Source organism: Sphingomonas sp. MA1305 (genome assembly GCF_016107325.1).
In the GTDB taxonomy this organism is placed as follows: Bacteria; Pseudomonadota; Alphaproteobacteria; order Sphingomonadales; family Sphingomonadaceae; genus Sphingomonas.
On record NZ_RCVT01000003.1, the window covers coordinates 396,085 to 416,999 of the forward strand.

Below are 20,915 nucleotides of genomic sequence, written 5' to 3' on the forward strand. Positions count from 1 at the left end.
GTCTGGAGCAGAGATCGCGCTGATGGTGGAGCCGGAGCAGCTGACGCTCGACCTCGACGGCTGGGAGGGGCCGTTGGACCTGCTGCTGTCGCTGGCGCGGGCGCAGAAGGTCGACCTGCGCGCGATCTCGATATTGGCGCTGGTCGAGCAGTATCTGCGCTTCGTCGAGCGCGCCAAGGTGCTGCGGCTGGAGCTGGCGGCCGACTATCTCGTGATGGCGGCGTGGCTGGCCTATCTCAAGTCGGCGCTGCTGTTGCCGCGCGACCCGTCGGCGGAGGAGGAGGATCCCGAAATCCTCGCGCTGCGCTTGCAGCACCGGCTGGAGCGGCTGCAGGCGATGCGCGAGGCCGGCGCGCGGCTGATGGCGCGCGACCGATTGGGCCGCGACGTCTTTGCGCGCGGCGCGCCGGAGGGGATCCGCACCGTCCGTCACGCCCGCTGGCAGGCGGAACTGTACGACGTCATTGCTGCTTACGGGCGGATCAGCGCGCGCAACCGGCCGGTGATGCACGTCGTCGCAGATCGCGAGGTGATGACGCTGGAGACGGCGCTGGCGCGGATCGGCGCGCTGCTCGGCACCCGGCTCGACTGGTCGACGCTGGAAAGTTTCCTGCCCGACGGCAGCGAGCGGCTGCGCAAGTCGGCGCTCGCCTCATCCTTCCTCGCCGCGCTGGAACTCGCCAAACAGGGGAGGGTGGTGCTGCGCCAGCAGGCGCCCTTCGCGCCGCTCTTCCTCAAGGCCGCCGAAACGTGACCCCGCCGGACGATATTGTACGCGCGGTCGAGGCGCTGCTGTTCGCCGCGGCCGAGCCGCTCTCGCTCGATTCGATCCGTGCCTATGTCGGCGGCGACGTCCGTGCGGCGCTGGCCCAGCTGGAGGCGGATTATGCCGGGCGCGGCGTCACGTTGGTGCAGCGTGGAGAGCGCTGGCATTTCCAGACCGCGCCCGATCTGGCGCATCTGCTCCGCCGCGATCGCGACGAGCCGCGCCGCCTGTCTCGCGCCGGCGTCGAGACGCTGGCGATCATCGCCTATCACGAGCCGGTAACCCGCGCCGAGATCGAGGCGATCCGCGGCGTGCAGATCTCCAAGGGAACGCTGGACGTGCTGATGGAGGCGGGCTGGGTGCGACCGTCGGGGCGGCGCGAGGTGCCCGGTCGGCCGCTGATGTATGCGACGACGCCGGCGTTCCTGGCGCATTTCGGACTCGCCAGTCGTCGCGACCTGCCTGGGCTTGAGGATCTGCGCGCGGCGGGGCTGCTCGACCCCGTCGACCTGACGCAGGACGACACCGCTTTGGCGGTGGAAAAGGACGTCGACACCGACTAGATGCAGAACAAGTTTCAGGAGACATGCCATGGGCAGCTTCAGCCCGATCCATCTGCTCGTCCTCGCCGTCGTCGCCATTCTGCTGCTCGGCGGCGGGCGATTCTCCAATCTGATGGGCGACGTCGCCAAGGGCGTGAAGAACTTCAAGAAGGGCATGGCCGAAGAGGACGAGACGCCGAGCAAGCCGGCGCCGCGCATCGAAGCGAAGAAGTCGGCCGAGCCCGCCTTCGACCGCGACGGCGAGCGCGTCCGCGACGACCGCTGATCGCCGTCGCCGCCAGCCGCCGCTGACACGTCCATGCTGGACATCGCACCGTCCGAATTCCTGCTCGTCGCCTTCGTCGCGCTGGTGGTGATCGGCCCGAAGGACCTGCCCAAAGCGATGCGCATCGTCGGCTATTGGGTCGGCAAGGCGCGCGGCGTCGCGCGCCAGTTCCGCCAGGGCTTCGACAATATGGTCCGCGAGGCGGAACTGGAGGAAATGGAGAAGCGCTGGGCGGCCGAGAATGCGCGCATCATGGCGGAACATCCCGCCGCGCCAGCCGAGCCGCCCGCAACGACCGAACATGACGCTGGGGAGGCCGCGCATGGCGAGGATCATCCGCCGGCTACGGTGGCACAACCCGTGCTGATCGACGCGCCGAAGGTCGAGCCGGCACCGGCCGATCATCCCGCGCCCCCGCGCGAGGGGGCAAATTCGTGAGCGACGACGCCGTCATCGACGAGATCGACGCCAGCCGCGCGCCGTTGCTCGACCATCTTGTCGAGCTGCGTCGCCGGCTGCTCTATTGCATTGCCGCGGTCGCGGTCTGCTTCGGCGTCGCGATGTATTTCGCCAGCACCATCTTCGCCTTCCTGCTTCATCCGCTGTACAATGCCGGGCAGAAGGAGGTGATCTTCACCACCGTCTACGGCGGCTTCTTCACCGAGGTGAAGCTCGCGTTCTTCACGGCGATGATGCTGAGTTTCCCGGTGATCGCCAATCAGGCGTGGCGGTTCATCGCGCCGGGCCTGTACCGGCAGGAAAAGCGTGCGCTGCTACCCTTTCTGCTCGCAACGCCGTTGCTATTCATCGCCGGTGCGGCGCTGGCCTATTACATCGCCGTGCCGATGGCGCTGCACTTCTTGCTCGGCTATTCCGGCATGGTGGGCGGCGTGAAACGTCAGGCCTTGCCCGACATCGCCGAATATCTGTCCTTCATCATGCAGTTCCTGTTCGGCTTCGGCATCGCCTTCCTGCTGCCGGTGCTGCTCATGTTGCTCGAGCGGGCGGGCATCGTCACGCGCAAGCAGCTCGTCTCGGCGCGGCGCTACGCCATCGTCGGGGCTTTCGCGATTGCGGCGGTACTGACGCCGCCCGACGTCGGATCACAGCTGTTGCTCGCGATACCGCTGTGCCTTTTGTACGAGATGGCGTTGGTCGGGATTTGGTTCACCGAACGTAAGCGCGCCAAGCTGGCGGCGGCGGAAGAGGCAGCAGCCGGGCAGGCGTGACGCGGCCTCGGTTGCGCGGTCCTATGTTTCCACCAATGAAAAAGCCCTCCGCCCCGGCGGGGGCGAAGGGCTCTCGTTCAGCCGGGTGAGGGGCTTACTTCGACTTGTCGGCGGTCTTGGCGACGGTGTTGCCAGCCGAGCTCACGTCCTTGCCAACGCCTTCGACCGTATTGCATGCGCTGACCATCAGCGCACCAGCGACCACGGCGAGACCCAGAACCTTGCGCATCGAAAACCTCCTGAACGTTTGAAAAGCGGTGCCCCTCCAATGATCGGGGGCCCGGATCGTTCCGGATGCGCAATGCGTCGACCAGCGGGATTGTCGAGTGATACGTTCGGCGCGAGACACGTCGCCAAAACGTTAAAGGCCCGGAAGCAGCACCGGGGGGGGGAGGGTTGCTGCTTCCGGGCCTATGTCGTGGACCGCGAGAGCGGGGGGGCATAAGGTCGCGATCCGAAGGGCATAACACCCCTCCAGCAGGCGAGTTCCGCCGATCCGTCGAAATTCCGAAACTTTTTTCGATCTGTGCGCGTGCGTGCCGTATCGCGGTCAGTCGCGACCCATCACGGGGAAGGCGATCTCATAGGCGCCGGTCATCGGGTCGTGGTGGAGCGGCGTGCGCAGCTGGCGGGACAAGCCCTCCATGACGCGGCCATAGCGGGTGGAGAGCAGATGCGTCAGGGTTTCGCTCTCGACGAACGCTCGCGATACGACGCGGAGCTTCGCGCGCTTTTCCTCGTCCCCCGGCTTGACCGCCACCCGGATTTGCGCGGCGGGGTCGCAGGTCATTGCCAGCTCGATAGTCTCGGTGACTAGGAAGGCGACGGCGACGGCCACGTCCTGATTGACCAGGAACGGGTCGACGTCGAGCGCGATGTGCAGGCTGCCAGCGCCCTCCGGCGCGGTGGCGCGGATGTTGGAGGCGAGTTCGCCGATCACCGACCGCAGGTTAAGGCCGCGGTTTTCCTCCATCTCGGCGAAATGGTTGCGATGGACGACGGCCAGCGCGTCGACGCGACGCTGGATCGAGGCATAGGCCGCGGTCGCATCGGCGCTGGGTGCGCCCCGCGCATGGAAGTTGATCAGGCTGGAAATGACCTGGAGGTTGTTCTTGACGCGATGGTGGACTTCGCGCGTCAACTTGGTCTGACGCACCACCGCATCGGCCAGGCCGGCCTCATGCAGCGCGACGGTGCGACTGATCGCGCGGAACGTGTCCCCGAGTTCGCGGATTTCCTGTGCCGGCAGCGGGCCGAGCTTGCCCGGATCGATCACTTCGCCCGGCGTGTAGGCCGCGACGCTGGCGCGCAGCAGGCGCAGCGGGCGGATCAGCAGCCGATCGACGATGAACCAGGACAGGCCCGCCGCCGCCGCCCACATCAGCAACGGCAGAAGCAACGCGACGAGGAAAGGCGAAGTGATCGGCGCGCTGCGGATGCTGGTGCGGAGCTGCAGCCCGCCAAGGCCAAGATCGGTCTGTACCGTCTCCGTGCGTTCCAACGGTCCTTGGCCGGGGATCGACGTCAATTCGAGGCTATGATCCTCATCGATCAGCGCGGTGCCGAGCGGCATCGCGCGGCTGCCGGAGCCGACAAGCCTTGCCAGGAACGCGGTCGGGAACACCACGCGGGCGATCGGGGCGCCGCCGGGGGCGGCGACGGTGACGATCAGGCCGCGGTGATTGAGAATGCGGACATCGACCGGATCGTCGCGATCGTCCGGGATGCGCGTGTCGAGCGGGACGCCGCATAACAAGCGGCCGCTGCGATCGACGATCGAGAAACGCGTGCCGATCGTCGCCTGTTGGGCGAATACGCCCTGAGCGCGCGCGCAACTCGGCGCGTCCGCGGGGTCGCCGCGCAGCGCGGCGACCGCGACCCTCAGCGCGTTGATGTCGCCCGACAGTTCGATCGCGATATTGCGTGCGCTTTCATTGGCAGCGATGCGCAGGCGCGCACGCACCTCGGAATCCGCCAGGCGGCCGGTCTGCAGCGTCGCGCCGATCGCGATCAGCGCGAGCAGCAACAGCGCGATGGAGAGGGTGATGAACAGCTTCGCCCCGGTCGGCAGCCGCGACAATGCGGAAACCGGTGCCATCGCCGCCCGGCGGGTCGTGGCGGCTGCGTCGATAGAGGAGGCCATGCCCCCTCCGTTTAGGCCAGCTTGTTCAACAGGTCGAGCATTTCGTCGGGAACGTGTTCGTCCACCGTCTTTTGATAGGCGGAGCGGAGCGCCGCGCCCATGTCACGATCCTTGCTCTGGACCTTGGGTGAATTCTGCGAAGACGTGTTCCGGTCCTTGTCGCTCTGTTGCTTGTCGCTGGCCAAGTCCAAAACGTCCCCCTGGTGGCCCGGCACCGCGACCTGGGCAATCCACGCACACATGATAGCGAACGGCACGATCCGTCGCACTCGCCGGCGACATAATCGCTTCCGATCGCCGAGGAAACCAAATCGACGGTCGATGGTTCCACCGACGCGCGAAAATTCCGCAGGTCCACGGGGGCGGCTGGGTTCTTCGACAAACATTGTTGCAAAGCCGCGGGTCCCCCATCACCTATCGGGCCCGCTGGTTCTATCAGGGAGTGAACACGACCCATGTCGCTTGGACAGCAACTCGCACCGCATCTTCCATTTCTGCGGCGCTACGGCCGGGCTCTGACCGGCAGCCAGCACCAGGGCGACAAATATGTCCGTGCCACGCTGGAGGCGATCGTCGCCGCGCCCGACCAATTCCCGCGCGATGTCGATCCGCGTCTGGGCCTGTACCGTATGTTCCAGGGCATTTGGGCCTCGGCCAATGTCGACGGCGCCGAGGAAACGTCGGCCAGCGATGCCGAGGGTACGGAGGCGGTGGCCCGCGCCCGTCTGTCGCGCATGACGCCCTTGTCGCGTCAGGCGCTGCTGCTCACCGCCATGGAAGGCTTCACGCCGGAAGATGCGGCCTATCTGATCGAGGTCGACACCAGCGAGGTCGAGAGCCTGGTCGCCGAGGCGCTGGCCGAGATCGAGAAGCAGACCCGCGCTCGCGTCCTGATCATCGAGGACGAGCCGATCATCGCGATGGACATCGAGACTATCGTCCGCGATCTCGGCCATGAGGTGACCGGTGTCGCCGTCACCCGCGACGAAGCGGTGGCGCTGGCGATGGAGGACCGGCCGGGTCTGGTCCTCGCCGATATTCAGCTCGCCGACGACAGCTCGGGCATCGATGCGGTCAAGGACATCCTGGCCGAGTTCGAGGTGCCGGTGATCTTTATCACCGCCTTCCCGGAGCGGTTGCTCACCGGCGAGCGGCCGGAGCCGACCTTCCTGATCACCAAGCCGTTCCAGCGTTCGACGGTGAAGGCGGCGATCAGCCAGGCGCTGTTCTTCGACGAGGCGACCATCCCCGCCAGCGTCTAACGGCACGCGAAAGTTACGGACCCAAAACGGAACTCGGGGGTTATTGCGACATGGCTGATCCAGATGATGCTATGCATGTGACGACCACCGAGGCCCGTGCCGGGTCGACGCCGGGCGTGACGCGGTATGTCCTTGGCATATCGCTGGTGCTGATCATCGCGATCTTCGCCTTCCTGATCCTGCGTTGATCGGCGCGCTGCGCGACTTTCGCCGCCAACCTTCTGGCATTTGCCAGTTCGGGGCCTTATCTTCCGTCTTCAGGGCGGCAGATCTTGCCCCGGCTTCGAACGGAATTGCATGACCCAGCCTGCACCGCGCGACGAGTATGACGACGACGACGCGGTGGCGCCGATCGTCGAGCATGTCGCGCTCTCCGACCCCGAATTCAAAACGCAATTGGCGCAGGTCATTCCGCACCTGCGTGCGTTCGGCCGCTCGTTGTCGGGCAGCCGCGACCTCGCCGACGATCTGGTGCAGGAAACTCTGCTGAAGGCATGGGCGGCGCGCAAGCGCTTCCAGGCCGGCACCAACATGCGTGCCTGGACCTTCATCATCCTGCGCAACCTGTATTTGTCGCAGATGCGGCGTGCGCGCTTCAAGGGCGAATGGGACGATCTGGTCGCGGATCGCATCCTGGCAGCGCCGGCGAGCCAGGATCGTCACGTCGAACTGGGCGACATGCAGCGCGCGCTGATGCATCTGCCACAGCCGCAGCGCGAGGCGTTGATCTTGGTCGGTGCGGGCGGCTTCGCCTATGAGGAAGCCGCCGAAATCTGTCAGGTCGCGGTCGGCACGATCAAGAGCCGCGTCGCGCGCGGCCGGGTTGCGCTGGAGAACATCCTCAACGACGGCGCCCTGCCGTCGCGGCGCGAGCATGAGACCGATACGAGCAAGACCGCGCTCGACACGATTATGGGCGAGGTCGACGAGCTTAGCCGCGGCCATTGAGGGGGCGGGCGGTGTGTCGCCCGTCCTTTTTCACCCTCTTGTTGCACGATCCCGTTCGTTGCCACTGGCAAGCACGTCCGGGTGCCGCAAAGCGCCAGCGGACTTATCGCTCGCCGACTGCCGAAATCAGTGTTTTACGTGATCCAGCCGATCCAGCAGGCGCGCCATGTCCTCCGGCATGCCATGATCGCCATAGACGCCGCGGAGCATATGTCCGATCGTATCGGTCGCGCGCGGCGGACGGACGACATAATCGCCACGACGCTGCTTTTCGGGATGATGCGCGGCCAAGGTCATGTCATCGTCAACGAGCGATCGGACGAAACGTTGCGCCTTTGTGACGGTCGGGGGCGAAGGCAGGGCGAAATATCGTGTTAAACGAAAGGCTTGATTCGCCCTCATCGCAAGATGCCCGCGGCGTGGCGATCCGCCGTGCGCGGGACCATGCGCCGTTTCTTGCGACCATCCTGACCCGGCACCCGGATTGGGAAGAGCGGGCCGCCGCCGGTGCGCTCGACTGGCGCGACGCGGCCGTGGTCGATCCCGCCATGCCGGTCGGCCGGCGGTTGCGCTGGCAGCGGCAGGCACTGGCCCTCTCGGTGGCGATCGACGATCTGGCCGGGGCGGCCGATCTGACCACGGTCACGCGCCGGCTCAGCGACTTTGCCGATCATGCCCTTGATACCGCCATCGCTGCCGCGATCGCGGAGCGCTATCCGGACGCACCGCCGCTTGGCTTTGCCGCGATCGCGCTCGGCAAATTGGGTAGCCACGAACTCAATTATTCCTCCGACGTCGACCCGATCCTGATCTTTGACCCGGTGACCTTGCCGCATCGCGCGCGCGAGGAGCCGGAGGAGGCGGCGGTACGGATCGCCAAGCGCGTCGTCGATCTGCTGCAGACGCGCGACGGTGACGGCTATGTGCTGCGCGTCGACTTGCGGCTGCGCCCGGCGGCGGAGGTGACGCCGATCGCGGTGCCGTTGCTCGGCGCGATCAGCCATTATGAATCGCAGGCGCTGACCTGGGAGCGCGCCGCCTTCATCCGGGCCCGCAGCGCGGCGGGCGATATCGCCCTGGGCGACGGCTTCCTCGATGCGATCCGCCCCTTCGTCTGGCGGCGCGGGCTCGATTTCGGTGCGGTGCGCGAGATCCGCGACCTGTCGCGTCGCATTCGCGATCATTATGCCAGCGGCCAGGCGTTCGGCCCCGGCTATGATCTGAAGCGCGGGCGCGGCGGCATCCGCGAGATCGAATTCTTCGCGCAGATCCACCAATTGATCCACGGCGGTCGCGACCCCGCCCTGCGCGCACCCGCGACGCGCGAGGCGTTGGCGCGGCTGGCGGCGGCGGGCTGGATCGATCCCGCCGACGCAATCCTGCTCACCGACGCTTATGGCCGGCTGCGCACGATCGAGCATCGGTTGCAGATGGTCGACGACCGCCAGACGCATGTGCTGCCGACCGGAGAGGCGCTGGAGGGCGTCGCCCGACTGCACGGCGTCGCCGATGGCGCGGCGCTGCTCGCGCTGCTGCGAGATGACGTCGCTCGGGTGGGTCGACTGTACGACACGCTTGACGATGCGGGCGGGGCGCGGCTCGCCCATGATCCGGTCGTCCTCGCCGGCGACCTCGGCCGCGCCGGTTTCGCCGACAGCGACGCCGCGGCCGCGGCGGTCGCGACCTGGCGGGGCGGGCGCTATCCGGCGCTGCGCAGTCCCGCGGCGCGCGACGCCCTGGAGGCGGTGCTGCCGGTGCTGATGCCGGCGTTGGCGGAGGCACCCGATCCGGCGGCCGCCCTGTTGCGCCTCGACCGGATGCTCGAACGGCTGCCGAGCGCGATCAATATCCTGCGCCTGCTCGAGGCACGGCCCGGTCTCGCCGCGCTGCTCGCCACCATCCTCAGCCACGCGCCCGCGCTCGCCGATGCGCTGGCGCTGCGCCCGGAACTGATCGACGGACTGATCGACGCCAGCGCCTTCGAGCCGCTCGGCACCGTCGATCAGCTGGTCGCCGAGATGCGGCGCGGCGACGCCGCCGATTATCAGGCGCTGCTCGACCAGGTCCGTCGCATCGTCGGCGAGCGGCGGTTCGCGCTCGGCTGCCAGATCGTCGCGGGCGCCGCCGATCCGCTCGACGTCGCCGCCGGCTATGCCCGGCTGGCGGAGGCGGCGGTGGAGACGCTGGCCGCCGCGACGGTGGAGGAGTTCGCGCGCGCGCACGGCCGGGTGCCGGACAGCGAATTGCTGATCCTCGCCTACGGCCGGCTCGGCGGCGAGGCGTTGACCCACGCCTCCGATCTCGACCTCGTCTATCTGTTCACCGGCGACTTCCACGCCGAATCCGATGGCCCACGGCCGCTCGGCGCGACGCTCTACTACAATCGCCTGGCGCAACGGATCAGTGCGGCCCTGTCCGTACCGACCGCCGCCGGGCCGCTCTACCCGGTCGACACGCGGCTGCGCCCGTCCGGCACGCAGGGGCCGCTGGTCGTCAGCCTCGACAGCTATGCCCGCTATCAACGCGAGGAGGCGTGGACCTGGGAACATATGGCGCTGACCCGCGCCCGGCCGGTGTTCGGTGCGCCGGCGGCGCGGGCGGCGGCGGTGGCGGTGATCCGCGACGTACTGGCGGGCGCGCGGCCGGTGCGCGACGTCGCGGCCGACGCGCGGGCGATGCGCGCGGAGATGGCGCGGCACAAGCCGCCGACCGGGACACTCGATGCCAAGTTGCTGCCCGGTGGCCTGGTCGACCTGGAATTCGCCGTGCACGTCGCACAGCTGCGCGCCCGCGTCGGCTTCGATCCGCGGCTGGCGGTGGCGATCGACGCGTTGATCGCACGCGAGCTCGTTCCCCCCGGCTTCGCGGACGCCTATCGGCTGCTCGGGCGGCTGCTGGTGACGGTGCGGCTGGTCGCGCCCGACGCCGCCGAGCCCAAGCCGCCGACCTGCGCTTTGATCGCCCGCGCGCTCGGCCTGCCCGACTGGACGAGCGTGGTTGCCGCGCTCGACGCGACGCGGCAGGAGGTGGCGGATGCCTGGGCACGGATCACGGAGGATGCCGATGGATGAGGGGATGACGCTGCCGCCGGTAACGGTGATTGCCATGGACGGGACGCCGATGCGGCTGAGCGACCGGCCGCTGCCAGCGGTGATCTATTTCTACCCCAAGGACGACACCAGCGGCTGCACCCGCGAGGCGCAGGATTTTTCGACCCTGGCGGACGCGTTTGCGGCAGCCGGGGCGAGCGTCGTCGGGATCAGCAAGGATCCGCCCTTCAGCCACGGCAAGTTCGCCGCCAAACATGCGCTCACCGTGACCCTGGCGAGCGACGAGGACGGCAGCGCCTGCGAGGCCTTTGGCGTCTGGGGCGAAAAGCAGATGTACGGGCGCAGCTATATGGGGATCGAGCGCGCGACCTTCCTGTTCGGCGCCGACGGGCGGCTGGTCCGCGCCTGGCGCAAGGTGAAGGTCGCCGGCCATGCCCAGGCGGTGCTGGAGGCGGTGCAGGCGCTGTAGAGGAGGGCGATGCGCCGGATTCCGGCGCTATCCGCCGAGTACGATCGTCCCCTGGGTCCGGCCTCGGCCGGCATCGTTCAGCTCCATCCGGAACGGCTTCTTCTCGTCGGTCGTGCCGCTCAGCCCCTGGCCGTCGGCATGCAGGGTGAAGCCCGCACCGGTCAGCCGCTGCTGGAACCAGTCGCGCACCGTCGCGGCATCCGCCGGGCTGGTGAACCGCACCTGCACTCCGCCGTCGGCATCACCCGCCTTGCCGGCGCCGTCGCCGCCGCTGACGTTGATCGCGTCGACCGTTGATCCCGGATAGAGATGGACGCCGTTCAGGTCGAAGTTGTTCGGCTGCACCTTCAGATTGGGCAGCTTGAATTGCCCGGTGAAGCCGGGCAGCTTCAGCTTGACCTCGCCGGTCCGGCCGTCGACCGCGCCGACCGTATTGCCATCGCCGGCGTTGATCGTGATCGACGTCCCGTCACCCGACCGGTCGCAACCGGCGGCCAGCATCGCGGCGGCCAGCGCCGCCCCCGTCATCGCCTTCCGCATCCTCATGCCTCCAAAGTCCCTGCAGGGGTTCCGCGCCGTGCGTCGGGAGGTTAGGGGAGCCGGGTGACCACGTCATCCCCTTCTTCCGCCGACCTTTCCGTGGCGTACGAGCCCCCCGGCGCGCCGATCGGCTTCGTCGAGTTCGTCGCCCTGGTCGCCGCGCTGATGTCGCTTGCCGCGCTCGGCATCGATTCGATGCTGCCCGCGCTGCCGGCGATGGGCGCGTCGCTGCACGTCGATGGCGAGAACCAGCGCCAGTTCATCATCACCGCCTTCGTCCTCGGCTTCGGCATCGCGCAGCTCGCCCATGGGCCGCTCGCCGACCGCTTCGGCCGGCGCCGGCTGCTGCTCTGGGCGCTCGGCGGCTATGCGGTGGCGAACATCCTCTGCGCGGTCTCCGCCAGCTTCACCCTGCTTCTTGCGGCCCGCGTCGTCGGCGGGGCGATGGTCGCCGCGACGCGCGTCGCGGTCGTCGCGCTGGTCCGCGACTGCTATCACGGCCGGCCGATGGCGCGGGTGATGTCGATCGCCTTCATGGTGTTCATGATCGTCCCCGTGCTCGCCCCCGCCTTCGGCCAGACGGTGCTGCTGTTCGCCAATTGGCGCGGCATCTTCTGGGTCATCGCCGGCATCACCATCGGCATCATGACCTGGTTCTTCATCCGCATGCCGGAAACGCTGCGGCCGGAGGCGGTACAGCCGCTGTCGCCGTCGCGCATCCTCGCCGGCTGGCGCCGCACGCTCGGCGACCGCTGGTCGATCGGCTATACGCTCGCCTCGACCGCGCTGATGGGTGCGCTGTACGGCTACCTCAATTCGATCCAACAGATCATGTTCGACACCTTCGGCCATCCGCGTCTGCTCGCGGTAATGTTCGCGGTGACCGCGACGCTGATGGCGGCGGCGAACCTGACCAACGCGCGGCTCGTACTGCGGCTCGGCACCCGGTTGATCAGCCATAGCGCGGTGACCGCACTGATCGTGCTGAGCGCGATCCATCTCGCGCTCGCCTGGAGCGGCCACGACAGCCTGATCAGCTTCGTCGTGCTGCAGGCGCTGACCATGGGCTGTTTCGGCCTCGCCACGTCGAATTTCTCGGCGATGGCGATGGAGAATATGGGCGCGATCGCGGGCACCGCGTCGAGCGTGCAGGGCTTCATCTCCGTGACCTTCGGCGCGATGCTCGGGGTGGTGATCGGCCAGGCCTATGACGGCACCACCGCGCCGCTCGCCGCCGGCTTCCTGCTCGCCGGCTTGGTCGCGCTCACCCTGGTCGCGGTGACCGAGAAGGGGCGGCTGTACCGCCCCGTCTGAGCGACGGGGCGGGAACCGCGCCCATGGTCCCGCCGTTCGCCCCCTACCCATGATATAGGAGGTGGCGATGGGCGGACATCAGGTGCCCGGCTACGGCTCGGGCGACGACGGTTACGACGAAGAGGGCTATGACGAGAGCCAGCGCGCCGAGATCCTCGAGGCGACGCGCGACGGCCCGACCGACGGCGTGGTGCTGACCGATCTCGATCCCGACCTCGGCGACGATGACGAGGAAGACGAGCCGCTCGACGAGCTCGACATGGATTCCGAAGAGGTCGGCGAGACGGACGCCGATGCGGAGCCCGACGAGGCCGATCTCGACGAGGACGACGCCCAGGAGGACTTCGACGACGACACCGTCGACGACGAGGAGCTGGACGACAAGGACGACGTCGCGTTGCGGCCCTAATCCCTGTTCCATGCCGCGCCTGATCGGCCTTACGGCCGCGAGGGATCAGGCGCGGCAACCCGCGCGAGCGATATCTGCTGCAGCGCACCAAGCTGATTTGTGGCAAGAATACGCCGGCAATATGCCGGCTTTATTATGGTTGTGGCACGACGTTCATAGTTGAGAAAGAAAGTGTGCCCTTCGCGCAACAGGTTTCACCCTTCGTCCGGAATCGACGCTTGCGGTGCAACAAAGGCCGGGGCGCGCGGTTTTGATGGGCCTGGGACGGCCGGCAGCGATGCCTTGGCCTCCCGAGTTGAGGCAATAAAGGTATTTCACACATGCGTAAGCTCGCCCTGGCGGCCGCCGTTGCGGTCGCGTCCTTCGCCGTCCCCGCTTTCGCGCAGGACATGTCGACCACGTCGACCGACACCACCGCGACCGCGCCCAGCGATGCGCCGACCGCACCGGACGGTACCCGCGCGTTCGGCATCGAGCCGTATTTCGGCATCATGGGCGGCTGGGAGCAGTTCGATCGTCCGTCGGTCGCCGGCATTCCGGCTCAGCCGCGCGGCTACAACCTCGACGGCGCGCTGGTCGAGGGCGTGGTCGGCGTGAACGTGCCGCTCGGGCCGCTGTTCGTCGGCGCCGAGGGTAGCGTCGCCAAGGGCGTGTCGGGCAACATCGACTGGGAATATGGCGCTTACGGCCGCGGCGGTTTCCGCGCGGGTGACAGCGGCCTGTTTTACGGCAAGGTCGGCTATCGCTGGAACAACTTCGACCATTTCGCGCCGGGCGTCGTCGGCGACACCAAGCGTGACTATCACGCGATGGTCTACGGCATCGGCGCCGAGATCGGCCCGAAGGACATCGGTCTGGGCGGCATCACCGGCAATTCGGGCCTGCGCCTGCGTATGGAGGTCTCGACCTTCGACGACGCGCACAGCTTCCGCCCGATGGCGGGTGTGATCGCGCACTTCTAATCCGGACCGGGGCATCCGCCCCGTCGGTAGGAACAGGGGCGGGTCCGGCCGATGCCGGGCCCGCCCTTCGTTTATCCGTCGCGCGCCCCATATCGACGGCATGGCCGGACGGGTGAAGCGCAAGGCGGGTTTGGTGGAGGCGGCGGAACGCACCGCGCGGGCGGCCGCCCCGCCGCCATGCCCGATCTGCCAGCGGCCATTGGGTCAGAAGGTGGAGTGGCACCATCTCGTGCCCAAGTCGGAGGGCGGCCGGATCACCGCGGCGGTCCATCCGATCTGTCACCGCACCGTCCATGCGCTGATCGCCAATGCCGATCTGGCGCGGACCTATGCCGATCCCGCGGTGCTGCGCGACCATCCCGGCATCGCCCGCTTCGCGCGCTGGATCGCCGACAAGCCGCCCGATTTCCACGCGCCGACCCGCCGCGGGCGGTGAGCAGCCGGTCGGGGCGCGTCAGTCGTCCGTCTTCTTCTCGTCACGCTTCTTGCGATAATGGTTCGCCAGCAGCGTCGCCCCGAGGATGAAGCCACCCGGCGCGAGCAAGACGACGGCGGCGAGGCCGACCTTTTCCCAACGTTTGTCCATGCCCCATCCTAGCGCGCGGAACTGAACGTCCGGTTGCGGCTAGAAGGGTATTTTGGCGCGCAGCATCGCACGGCGGATCGGGATGCCGCCGGGCAGCCCGGCCTGTTCGCCCTCCGCCACCAGGCCGACCTTGCCGATCCGGGTGGCCGCCCGCACCGGCTTCTCGCGATATCGCGCGTCGTCCAGCCGTTCGACGCGGTTGGCGTCGGCGCTGCGGCCGCAGACGACGACGTCGGCGCCCGCGTCGGCCTCGTCACAGCGGCGAGGGAGCACGGGCTTGGCCTTGGCGGCCATCTCCGGCGGCAGGGGCGGCCCATAAGTCGCGCTCGCCGCCTGCATCGCCATCAGCACCGCCAGCCGCATCGCCGCCTCCATCGCCCGTCGGCACGAAGGTTGGCCCTGATTGCGGCATCAGTGCGGCGGCTCAGCGATAGTTGAAGCTGATGCTGATCCGTTCGCCCTTGGCGGCATTGGGCACCACCTCGTGGCGCAGCCAGCTTTCCCACAGGAAGACGCTGCCCGGCTCCGGCACCGCATAGACGAAGGTCTTGAGGTCCTCCGGCGCGTCGTCGGTGCGCGTCGGCGCGGCCATCATCATCGGCAGCCGCGGGTCCTCCAGCTTCAGCGCCCCTGCGCCCGGCGGCACCGCGACATAGAGCGTGCCCGACACGACGCTGTGCGGATGGATATGCCCCGAATGGCTGCCGCCCGGCTTCAGCACGTTGACCCACAGACTGTCGAGCTTGAGCTTGCGGCCGAGGTCGAAGGCGCAGGCCCCGGCGAACCGCGCGACGTGGCGGTTGAGCAGCTTGACCAGATCGGCGAAGCGCGGGTCGCGCGCGGGCAGGTCGTCGAGCGAGGCATAGGAGGTATAGCCGCGATAGCCATGCGCCTTGCACCAGCCGATTCCGGCGCGATCCTCGCGCGCCAGGTCGAGCGCGGCCTCCTCCAACTCGGCGAGCAGCGCGGCATCGCCCAGCGGCGCGTCGTAGAAGCGCGTGGCGAACAGCGAGCGGACGGTCATGCGCCCAGCCTCATCGCGACATCGTTCATGAAGCGCACGTCGTCGCCCGCGGCGAGCCACGACGCCTCCGCGCCGATCGCGCCCAGCATGTCGGCAAGCGGGTCCATCTCCGCCTTGGCGTAATTGCCGAGCACATAGCCGGTGACGCGGTCCTTGTGCCCCGGATGGCCGATCCCGATCCGCACGCGGCGAAAGTCCGGCCCGAGATGCTGGTCGGTCGAGCGCAGGCCGTTATGGCCGGCGGTACCGCCGCCGCGCTTTACCTTGACCTTGAACGGCGCCAGGTCGAGCTCGTCGTGGAAGACGGTCAGCGCGTCGGGTTCCAGCTTGTAGAAGCGCAACGCCTCGCCGATCGAGCGGCCGCTGTCGTTCATGAACGTCGCCGGCTTGAGCAGCACGATCTTTTCGGGCCCGATCCGGCCTTCCTGCGTCCAGCCCTGGAACTGCTTCTTGGCCGGCGTGAAGCCGTGCATGTCGGCGATCGTGTCGATCGCCATGAAGCCGACATTGTGCCGGTGCAGCGCATATTGTGGCCCCGGATTGCCGAGCCCGGCCCAGATCTGCATCGCGTGGCTCCTTCCGGATGGTAGGGGAACGCCCACCTAGCTGTTATCGTCATTCTCGCGAAGGCGGGAATCCAGACTGGCTGATCTGCCGGCGAGAGCGCGACCGTCAGAGGTTCTGGATCCCCGCCTGCGCGGGGATGACGCGAACTGCGGGGCATGACCGAAACAACGAAAAGGGCAGGGGAGCGTCGCCGCCACCCTGCCCCTGTCGCTTGGCCGAAACGGCGGAGCGATCAGCCCTCGGCCGAATCCTCGCCAGCGGCCTCGGCCGACTGGGTCTCGGCGACCTCGGCGTCGAGCGCCTCGTCGGCGGCGGTCGGCACCGTCGGCGGCACGATCGTCGCGATCGCGAAGTCGCGGTCGTCGATCGCCGGCTTGGCGCCGTTGGGCAGCTCGACGTCGCTGATGTGGATCGAATCGCCGATCTCGCGGCCCTTCAGCGAGATGGTCAGCTCGGCCGGGATCTCGGCCGCGTCGACGACCAGCTCGACCTCGTGGCGGGTGATGTTGAGCACGCCGCCCTGCTTGATGCCGCGGCATTCGTCCTCGTCGGCGAACACCACCGGCACCGCGACGGTGACGGTCGCATGCTCGCTGATGCGCAGGAAGTCGGCGTGGGTCGGACGGTCGGTCACCGGATGGAAGGCGACGTCCTTCGGCAGCGTGCGCTCGCCGTTGATCATGATCACCGAAGTGAAGAAGTGACCGGTCATCAGCGCCTTGGTCAGCGCCTTCTCCTCGAGGTGGATCGAGGTCGGTTCCTTGTTCAGGCCGTAGATCACGGCGGGGACGCGGCCGTCACGACGCAGCGCCCGGGAGGCTCCCTTGCCAACCCGGTCGCGCGTCTCGGCTGCGAGCGTAATGGAGTCGCTCATGCAGATACCTTCCGAAACGTGCTAAATGTCATTTCCGCGCCCACGCCTCCAGGGATGACCATGGACCGGAAGCGGGCGCGCATAGCGGGTGGACGGGGAAAAAGCAATCAGCGTCGCCCACCCTCACCCCTTCGGCGCTGCGCGCCTCTTCCCCTCTCCCGCTGGGAGAGGGGCAAGCCGGCGGAGCCGGCGCGGGGTGAGGGTGGGTGCGACGCCGTCAATATTTCACCCGTTCCGCCTTCAGCCCGAGCTTGGCGAGTTGCGCCTGCACAGACCCCGCTCCGGCGAGGTGCCCCGCGCCGACCGCGATGAACACCGTGCCAGGCTGAGCCATCCGGCCCTTGATCCACTGCGCCCAACGGGCGTTGCGGTCGGTCAGCAGCACCTTGGCGACCTCCGGCGAATCCTTCAGGCTGTCGTTCATCTCGCGCGCCAGCGCATCCGGGTCACCGTCCGCCCATTCGCGGACCATCGTCTCCATCGTCTCCTGCAGCTTGGGCAGTTCGTCGACCGTGCTGTCGAGGAACTGGATCTGCGCCTTGTCCGAAAGGCTGCTGAAGAAACCGAGCTGCTGCTCCGCCGTTTCCAGCCCGGTCAGCGGCTTGCCCGCCTGCTTCGCCGCCGCGGTGATTACCGCCTCCGGGCCGTTGGCGCTGTCGTAGCCGAGCTTGCCGAGCGGCGCGACCGACAGCTGCGTGGCGGCGAGCCACGGCTTGAATGTGTCGAGCGCATTGGCGGGCAGGCCGAGGTCGACCACCGCCTTGGTGAAGGCGGCGCGCTTGTCGGCGGGCAGCCGCTCGGTCAGCGGCGGCGTGCCGGCCGGGGCGAGACCGGTCGCCATCACCAGCCTGGTCATCGCCGCCTGGTCGGGCAGCACCAGTTCCAGCTTGACCTCGGTCGACCGGTCGAAGGCGCTCTTCACCGCCTCGTCGAACCAAGTCAGGCCAGGTTTGAGCACGTGGATCGTGCCGAACAGATAGACGGTCGTGTCCTGGTCCTTGACCACCCACAGGGCCGGGTCGGCATCGTTGGCGGCGCGCGCCTTGGCGGCCGGTGCGGCCTGTTGCGCACAGGCGGGCAGGGCCAGCAACAGGCCGATCGCGGTCAGGGTCGTCTTCATCAGCCTTGTCATGCAGGCGCTCCGGCAGGAAGGGAAGGGGATCAGGCGTATTTACGGTACAGCCAGACGATGCCGGTCACCGCCAGCGTCGCGACGTAGAGGCCGATCGGATCGACTTCGGCGACCAGCCCGCCGCGCGCCAGCACCCACCAGACTGGCGCACCCGCACCCATGACGTAGAAGCCGGCGACCGCGCCGTCGCGATAGGCCTCGCGCTCATGCTCGTCGACGACGCGCTGCCAGCGCCAGGCGATCAGCGGCAGCGCCACGCCCCAGGCGAGCGCGACCAGGATCGCGAACCAGGCGGGCAGGGGCGCATGCAGCAGGTCGGCCATGTCGGGTGCGCCCTCGCCTTGCGGGATCAGCACCAGCACCAATCCCACACCGATCGCGCCACCCAGTGCGCCGGAGGCGGCGAGCAGCCGCTGGTTGGCGCGGACACTGGCTGCGACCGGCGCGTCGTTGCGCTTCATCGGGGTCATTTCCACATCTCCAGGGTCAGGCGGGCGGACAGGAAGGACGGCTGCCAGGTCGCGGTGAGCGTGCCGACGCTCGGCGTCGTCACGCTGACCGGGGCGGGGCGGGGCAGGCCCGACACCAGGATCGTTCCGGCGACCAGCGCGGCGATCGCGGCGCGATGCGGTGGACGCCGGCTCATGCCCGCACCCGGCGATAGGCATAGAACACCATGCCGGCGGCGGCAGAGGCGAGCCAGGCGACCTGCCCCGGCTGATGCATCGGCATCCACCGCGACCCGATCTCGATCAGCGGATTGAGCAGGAAACCGCTCAGTCCGATCACCGCCCAGGTCTGGATCGCGAGCAGCCGCTGCATCTCGTCGGTCTCGCGCCAATTGCGCCAGGTGACCAGGCCGGCAACGACCAACAGGGTCACCATCACGGCGTCCGCCCAATTCTGGGGCAGCGGTGTGGAGGCGCCCCGCGGTGCGCCGGTAAGGCCGTCGTAGAAGCCGCGCAGGAAGTCGATGCCGCCGACCAACACGGCGGCCGACACCGCCAGCACGATCCGCCGCCTGGCCTTACGCGCCGACTTGGCACCGGCGCGGGCCTCGCCCCAGCCGGCTTCGCGATCACTGACCATCATGGGCGTCATCGAAAATCTCCTCGATCGGGCGTTCGAACAGGCGGCCGATGCGAAAGGCGAGCGGCAGCGACGGATCGTATTTGCCGGTCTCGATCGCGTTCACGGCCTGCCGCGACACGTCGAGACGGCCGGCGAGTTCGGCCTGGCTCCAGTTGCGTTCGGCTCGCAGCACCTTGAGGCGGTTCTTCATATCGGCCTCCTCTGTCATGCCAAGACCCCCTTGTCATCCATCCCTGACTCAGTGTCAGGTGACCATGACAAAGTGACAGCGACTCGCGACAATGTCAACAACCCCTGACATTTTGCTGCGGGTGCCTGACATCGGGACAGGTCGGCCCCTTGCGGAAGGCGCGGGCATCGGCCAAAGCCTGCCCCCGATGGCCGCCACACCGCTTTCCTTCCAGAAGATGATCCTGACGCTCCATGACTATTGGAGCGACCGGGGCTGCGTGATCCTCCAGCCGTACGACATGGAGATGGGCGCGGGCACCTTTCACCCGGCGACGACGCTGCGCGCGCTCGGCCCCGACACGTGGAACGCCGCCTTCGTCCAGCCGTGCCGCCGGCCGACCGACGGCCGCTACGGCGAGAACCCGAACCGGCTGCAGCATTATTATCAATATCAGGTGATCCTGAAGCCGAGCCCGCCCGATCTGCAGGATCTCTACCTTGGCAGCCTCGCCGCGATCGGCGTCGACATGACGCGCCACGATATCCGTTTCGTCGAGGACGATTGGGAAAGCCCGACACTCGGCGCGTGGGGCCTCGGCTGGGAAGTGTGGTGCGACGGCATGGAGGTGACGCAGTTCACCTATTTCCAGCAGATGGGCGGCTTCGACATGAAGCCCGTGGCGGGCGAGCTGACCTACGGGCTCGAACGGCTCGCGATGTACATTCAGGACGTCGACAACGTCTACGACCTGCGCTTCAACGATGCCGGCGTCAGCTACGGCGACGTGTTCCTCGAGAACGAGCGCCAGATGTCCAAGTGGAATTTCGAGGTGGCGGACACCGCGACCTTGTTCGATGCCTTCCGCAAGGCCGCGGCCGAGTGCGAGAACAGCCTCGCTGCCGGCCTGCCGATCCCCGCTTACGAACAGGCGATCAAGGCCAGCCACACCTTTAACCTGCTTCAGGCGCGCGGCGTCATCTCGGTGGCGGAACGCCAGGCGTACATCGGCCGCGTCCGCGATCTCGCCAAGGGCGCATGCGGCGCTTGGATGGAGAAGAACGGGTGGGCGGCGTGACTGGCCCCGCTAATCCTCCCCGGCACGGGGAGGGGGACCGTCGCGCGCAGCGCGATGGTGGAGGGGGCTCGCCGCAATCGCTCCGCCCAGAAACGGCGCTCGCCCGCCAGCTTCGCCGCGATATGAGCCTGCCCGAAGTCCTGCTGTGGCAAAGGCTCAAGGGGCAACAGGCGGGCATCAAGTTCCGCAAGCAGCATCCTGTCGGCTCCTATGTTGCGGATTTCTATTGCAGTGCGACGCGCACGATCGTGGAGGTCGATGGTGAGACTCACAATCGTGGCAGCCGGCCCGCCCATGACGCCCAACGCGACGCCTTCCTGATTGGGAACGGTTATCGGATCCTCCACGTCTCGGCCACCGAGGTGCTGCGTGACGTCGATGCAGCGGCCGAAGCCGTCGCAGCCTTTGCCGCAAGCCCCCTCCACCACCAGCCTGCGGCTGGCGGTCCCCCTCCCCGTGCCGGGGAGGATTGA

30 protein-coding genes are annotated in these 20,915 nt (G+C 68.0%); 15 read left to right on the plus strand and 15 right to left on the minus strand.

The genetic code is table 11. The annotated features are described in order from the left end of the window. Positions 1 to 22: 22 nt before the first annotated feature. From D9601_RS14770 to tatC, 5 genes are read left to right on the plus strand one after another with little or no spacing between them, the layout of a single operon-like run. On the plus strand, positions 23 to 754 hold the full coding sequence (locus D9601_RS14770) for a segregation and condensation protein A (RefSeq protein WP_198354789.1): 732 nt from the start codon (positions 23 to 25) through the stop codon (positions 752 to 754). Further along, the gene (gene scpB, locus D9601_RS14775; RefSeq protein WP_198354790.1) at positions 751 to 1,329 is read left to right on the plus strand and encodes an SMC-Scp complex subunit ScpB; all 579 of its coding nucleotides are present in this window, start codon (positions 751 to 753) and stop codon (positions 1,327 to 1,329) included. The genes D9601_RS14770 and scpB overlap by 4 nt, the downstream gene beginning before the upstream one ends. Positions 1,330 to 1,357: 28 nt before the next feature. Then, positions 1,358 to 1,594 (plus strand): Sec-independent protein translocase subunit TatA, encoded by a 237-nt coding sequence (locus D9601_RS14780; RefSeq protein ID WP_198354791.1) that lies wholly within the window; start codon positions 1,358 to 1,360, stop codon positions 1,592 to 1,594. 33 nt (positions 1,595 to 1,627) lie between these two features. Beyond that, positions 1,628 to 2,032 (plus strand): Sec-independent protein translocase protein TatB, encoded by a 405-nt coding sequence (gene tatB / locus D9601_RS14785; RefSeq protein WP_198354792.1) that lies wholly within the window; start codon positions 1,628 to 1,630, stop codon positions 2,030 to 2,032. Between the two features lie 14 nt (positions 2,033 to 2,046). Next, positions 2,047 to 2,823: a twin-arginine translocase subunit TatC gene (gene tatC, locus D9601_RS14790; RefSeq protein WP_198354925.1), complete on the plus strand. Its 777-nt coding sequence runs from the start codon at positions 2,047 to 2,049 to the stop codon at positions 2,821 to 2,823. A gap of 94 nt (positions 2,824 to 2,917) precedes the next feature. On the opposite strand, the gene D9601_RS14795 is transcribed toward tatC, so the two are convergent. The 3 genes from D9601_RS14795 to D9601_RS20155 all read right to left on the minus strand — a co-directional run bounded on the left by D9601_RS14795 (position 2,918) and on the right by D9601_RS20155 (position 5,235). Then, positions 2,918 to 3,052 (minus strand): entericidin A/B family lipoprotein, encoded by a 135-nt coding sequence (locus D9601_RS14795; protein WP_198354793.1) that lies wholly within the window; start codon positions 3,050 to 3,052, stop codon positions 2,918 to 2,920. A gap of 321 nt (positions 3,053 to 3,373) precedes the next feature. Beyond that, positions 3,374 to 4,921: a sensor histidine kinase gene (locus D9601_RS14800; RefSeq protein ID WP_198354926.1), complete on the minus strand. Its 1,548-nt coding sequence runs from the start codon at positions 4,919 to 4,921 to the stop codon at positions 3,374 to 3,376. Positions 4,922 to 4,977: 56 nt separating this feature from the next. Further along, positions 4,978 to 5,235: a NepR family anti-sigma factor gene (locus tag D9601_RS20155; RefSeq protein ID WP_232474234.1), complete on the minus strand. Its 258-nt coding sequence runs from the start codon at positions 5,233 to 5,235 to the stop codon at positions 4,978 to 4,980. Positions 5,236 to 5,421: 186 nt separating this feature from the next. On the opposite strand from D9601_RS20155, the gene D9601_RS14810 reads away from it, so the two are divergent. After that, positions 5,422 to 6,228: a response regulator gene (locus D9601_RS14810; RefSeq protein WP_198354794.1), complete on the plus strand. Its 807-nt coding sequence runs from the start codon at positions 5,422 to 5,424 to the stop codon at positions 6,226 to 6,228. 297 nt (positions 6,229 to 6,525) lie between these two features. Further along, positions 6,526 to 7,176, plus strand: coding sequence for a sigma-70 family RNA polymerase sigma factor (locus D9601_RS14815; protein ID WP_198354795.1), 651 nt, complete (start codon positions 6,526 to 6,528; stop codon positions 7,174 to 7,176). A gap of 126 nt (positions 7,177 to 7,302) precedes the next feature. On the opposite strand, the gene D9601_RS14820 is transcribed toward D9601_RS14815, so the two are convergent. After that, positions 7,303 to 7,473, minus strand: a complete 171-nt coding sequence (locus D9601_RS14820) for a hypothetical protein (protein ID WP_198354796.1) — start codon at positions 7,471 to 7,473, stop codon at positions 7,303 to 7,305. A gap of 122 nt (positions 7,474 to 7,595) precedes the next feature. Between D9601_RS14820 and D9601_RS14825 the strand changes: the two genes are divergently transcribed. Both D9601_RS14825 and D9601_RS14830 read left to right on the plus strand, forming a co-directional pair. Beyond that, positions 7,596 to 10,247, plus strand: coding sequence for a bifunctional [glutamine synthetase] adenylyltransferase/[glutamine synthetase]-adenylyl-L-tyrosine phosphorylase (locus tag D9601_RS14825; RefSeq protein WP_332838018.1), 2,652 nt, complete (start codon positions 7,596 to 7,598; stop codon positions 10,245 to 10,247). Continuing rightward, entirely contained in the window at positions 10,240 to 10,695 is a 456-nt protein-coding gene (locus tag D9601_RS14830) for a peroxiredoxin (RefSeq protein ID WP_198354797.1), read from the plus strand. Before D9601_RS14825 ends, D9601_RS14830 begins: the two co-directional genes overlap by 8 nt. A gap of 27 nt (positions 10,696 to 10,722) precedes the next feature. Here the strand turns inward: D9601_RS14830 and D9601_RS14835 are convergent, their stop codons facing one another. Then, positions 10,723 to 11,241, minus strand: coding sequence for a hypothetical protein (locus D9601_RS14835; protein WP_198354798.1), 519 nt, complete (start codon positions 11,239 to 11,241; stop codon positions 10,723 to 10,725). A 93-nt stretch (positions 11,242 to 11,334) separates the two neighbouring features. Between D9601_RS14835 and D9601_RS14840 the strand changes: the two genes are divergently transcribed. From D9601_RS14840 to D9601_RS14855, 4 genes are all read left to right on the plus strand, one after another. Then, positions 11,335 to 12,549 (plus strand): multidrug effflux MFS transporter, encoded by a 1,215-nt coding sequence (locus D9601_RS14840; protein ID WP_332838019.1) that lies wholly within the window; start codon positions 11,335 to 11,337, stop codon positions 12,547 to 12,549. Positions 12,550 to 12,616: 67 nt separating this feature from the next. Then, positions 12,617 to 12,958: a DNA primase gene (locus tag D9601_RS14845; protein WP_198354800.1), complete on the plus strand. Its 342-nt coding sequence runs from the start codon at positions 12,617 to 12,619 to the stop codon at positions 12,956 to 12,958. Positions 12,959 to 13,278: 320 nt separating this feature from the next. Beyond that, the gene (locus D9601_RS14850; protein WP_198354801.1) at positions 13,279 to 13,920 is read left to right on the plus strand and encodes an outer membrane protein; all 642 of its coding nucleotides are present in this window, start codon (positions 13,279 to 13,281) and stop codon (positions 13,918 to 13,920) included. Positions 13,921 to 14,020: 100 nt separating this feature from the next. Next, positions 14,021 to 14,356 (plus strand): HNH endonuclease, encoded by a 336-nt coding sequence (locus tag D9601_RS14855; RefSeq protein WP_232474235.1) that lies wholly within the window; start codon positions 14,021 to 14,023, stop codon positions 14,354 to 14,356. Positions 14,357 to 14,374: 18 nt separating this feature from the next. On the opposite strand, the gene D9601_RS20080 is transcribed toward D9601_RS14855, so the two are convergent. The 10 genes from D9601_RS20080 to D9601_RS14900 form a co-directional block, all read right to left on the minus strand. Beyond that, positions 14,375 to 14,506 (minus strand): hypothetical protein, encoded by a 132-nt coding sequence (locus D9601_RS20080; protein ID WP_269769686.1) that lies wholly within the window; start codon positions 14,504 to 14,506, stop codon positions 14,375 to 14,377. A gap of 39 nt (positions 14,507 to 14,545) precedes the next feature. Then, positions 14,546 to 14,869 (minus strand): 5'-nucleotidase, encoded by a 324-nt coding sequence (locus D9601_RS14860; RefSeq protein WP_198354802.1) that lies wholly within the window; start codon positions 14,867 to 14,869, stop codon positions 14,546 to 14,548. 61 nt (positions 14,870 to 14,930) lie between these two features. Continuing rightward, positions 14,931 to 15,530, minus strand: coding sequence for a TIGR02466 family protein (locus tag D9601_RS14865; RefSeq protein WP_198354803.1), 600 nt, complete (start codon positions 15,528 to 15,530; stop codon positions 14,931 to 14,933). Then, the gene (pth, locus tag D9601_RS14870; RefSeq protein ID WP_198354804.1) at positions 15,527 to 16,096 is read right to left on the minus strand and encodes an aminoacyl-tRNA hydrolase; all 570 of its coding nucleotides are present in this window, start codon (positions 16,094 to 16,096) and stop codon (positions 15,527 to 15,529) included. The genes D9601_RS14865 and pth overlap by 4 nt, the downstream gene beginning before the upstream one ends. 233 nt (positions 16,097 to 16,329) lie before the next feature. After that, positions 16,330 to 16,971, minus strand: coding sequence for a 50S ribosomal protein L25/general stress protein Ctc (locus D9601_RS14875; RefSeq protein WP_198354805.1), 642 nt, complete (start codon positions 16,969 to 16,971; stop codon positions 16,330 to 16,332). Positions 16,972 to 17,188: 217 nt separating this feature from the next. Next, on the minus strand, positions 17,189 to 18,091 hold the full coding sequence (locus D9601_RS14880) for a TraB/GumN family protein (protein ID WP_232474236.1): 903 nt from the start codon (positions 18,089 to 18,091) through the stop codon (positions 17,189 to 17,191). Positions 18,092 to 18,132: 41 nt separating this feature from the next. Beyond that, positions 18,133 to 18,573, minus strand: a complete 441-nt coding sequence (locus D9601_RS14885; RefSeq protein ID WP_198354807.1) for a hypothetical protein — start codon at positions 18,571 to 18,573, stop codon at positions 18,133 to 18,135. After that, the gene (locus D9601_RS14890) at positions 18,570 to 18,749 is read right to left on the minus strand and encodes a hypothetical protein (protein WP_198354808.1); all 180 of its coding nucleotides are present in this window, start codon (positions 18,747 to 18,749) and stop codon (positions 18,570 to 18,572) included. Before D9601_RS14890 ends, D9601_RS14885 begins: the two co-directional genes overlap by 4 nt. Next, positions 18,746 to 19,204 (minus strand): hypothetical protein, encoded by a 459-nt coding sequence (locus D9601_RS14895; RefSeq protein WP_198354809.1) that lies wholly within the window; start codon positions 19,202 to 19,204, stop codon positions 18,746 to 18,748. The genes D9601_RS14890 and D9601_RS14895 overlap by 4 nt, the downstream gene beginning before the upstream one ends. After that, entirely contained in the window at positions 19,182 to 19,385 is a 204-nt protein-coding gene (locus D9601_RS14900; RefSeq protein WP_198354810.1) for a helix-turn-helix transcriptional regulator, read from the minus strand. The genes D9601_RS14895 and D9601_RS14900 overlap by 23 nt, the downstream gene beginning before the upstream one ends. Before the next feature lie 187 nt (positions 19,386 to 19,572). On the opposite strand from D9601_RS14900, the gene D9601_RS14905 reads away from it, so the two are divergent. Then, the gene (locus D9601_RS14905; protein ID WP_198354811.1) at positions 19,573 to 20,442 is read left to right on the plus strand and encodes a glycine--tRNA ligase subunit alpha; all 870 of its coding nucleotides are present in this window, start codon (positions 19,573 to 19,575) and stop codon (positions 20,440 to 20,442) included. Then, positions 20,403 to 20,915 (plus strand): endonuclease domain-containing protein, encoded by a 513-nt coding sequence (locus D9601_RS14910; RefSeq protein WP_198354812.1) that lies wholly within the window; start codon positions 20,403 to 20,405, stop codon positions 20,913 to 20,915. Before D9601_RS14905 ends, D9601_RS14910 begins: the two co-directional genes overlap by 40 nt.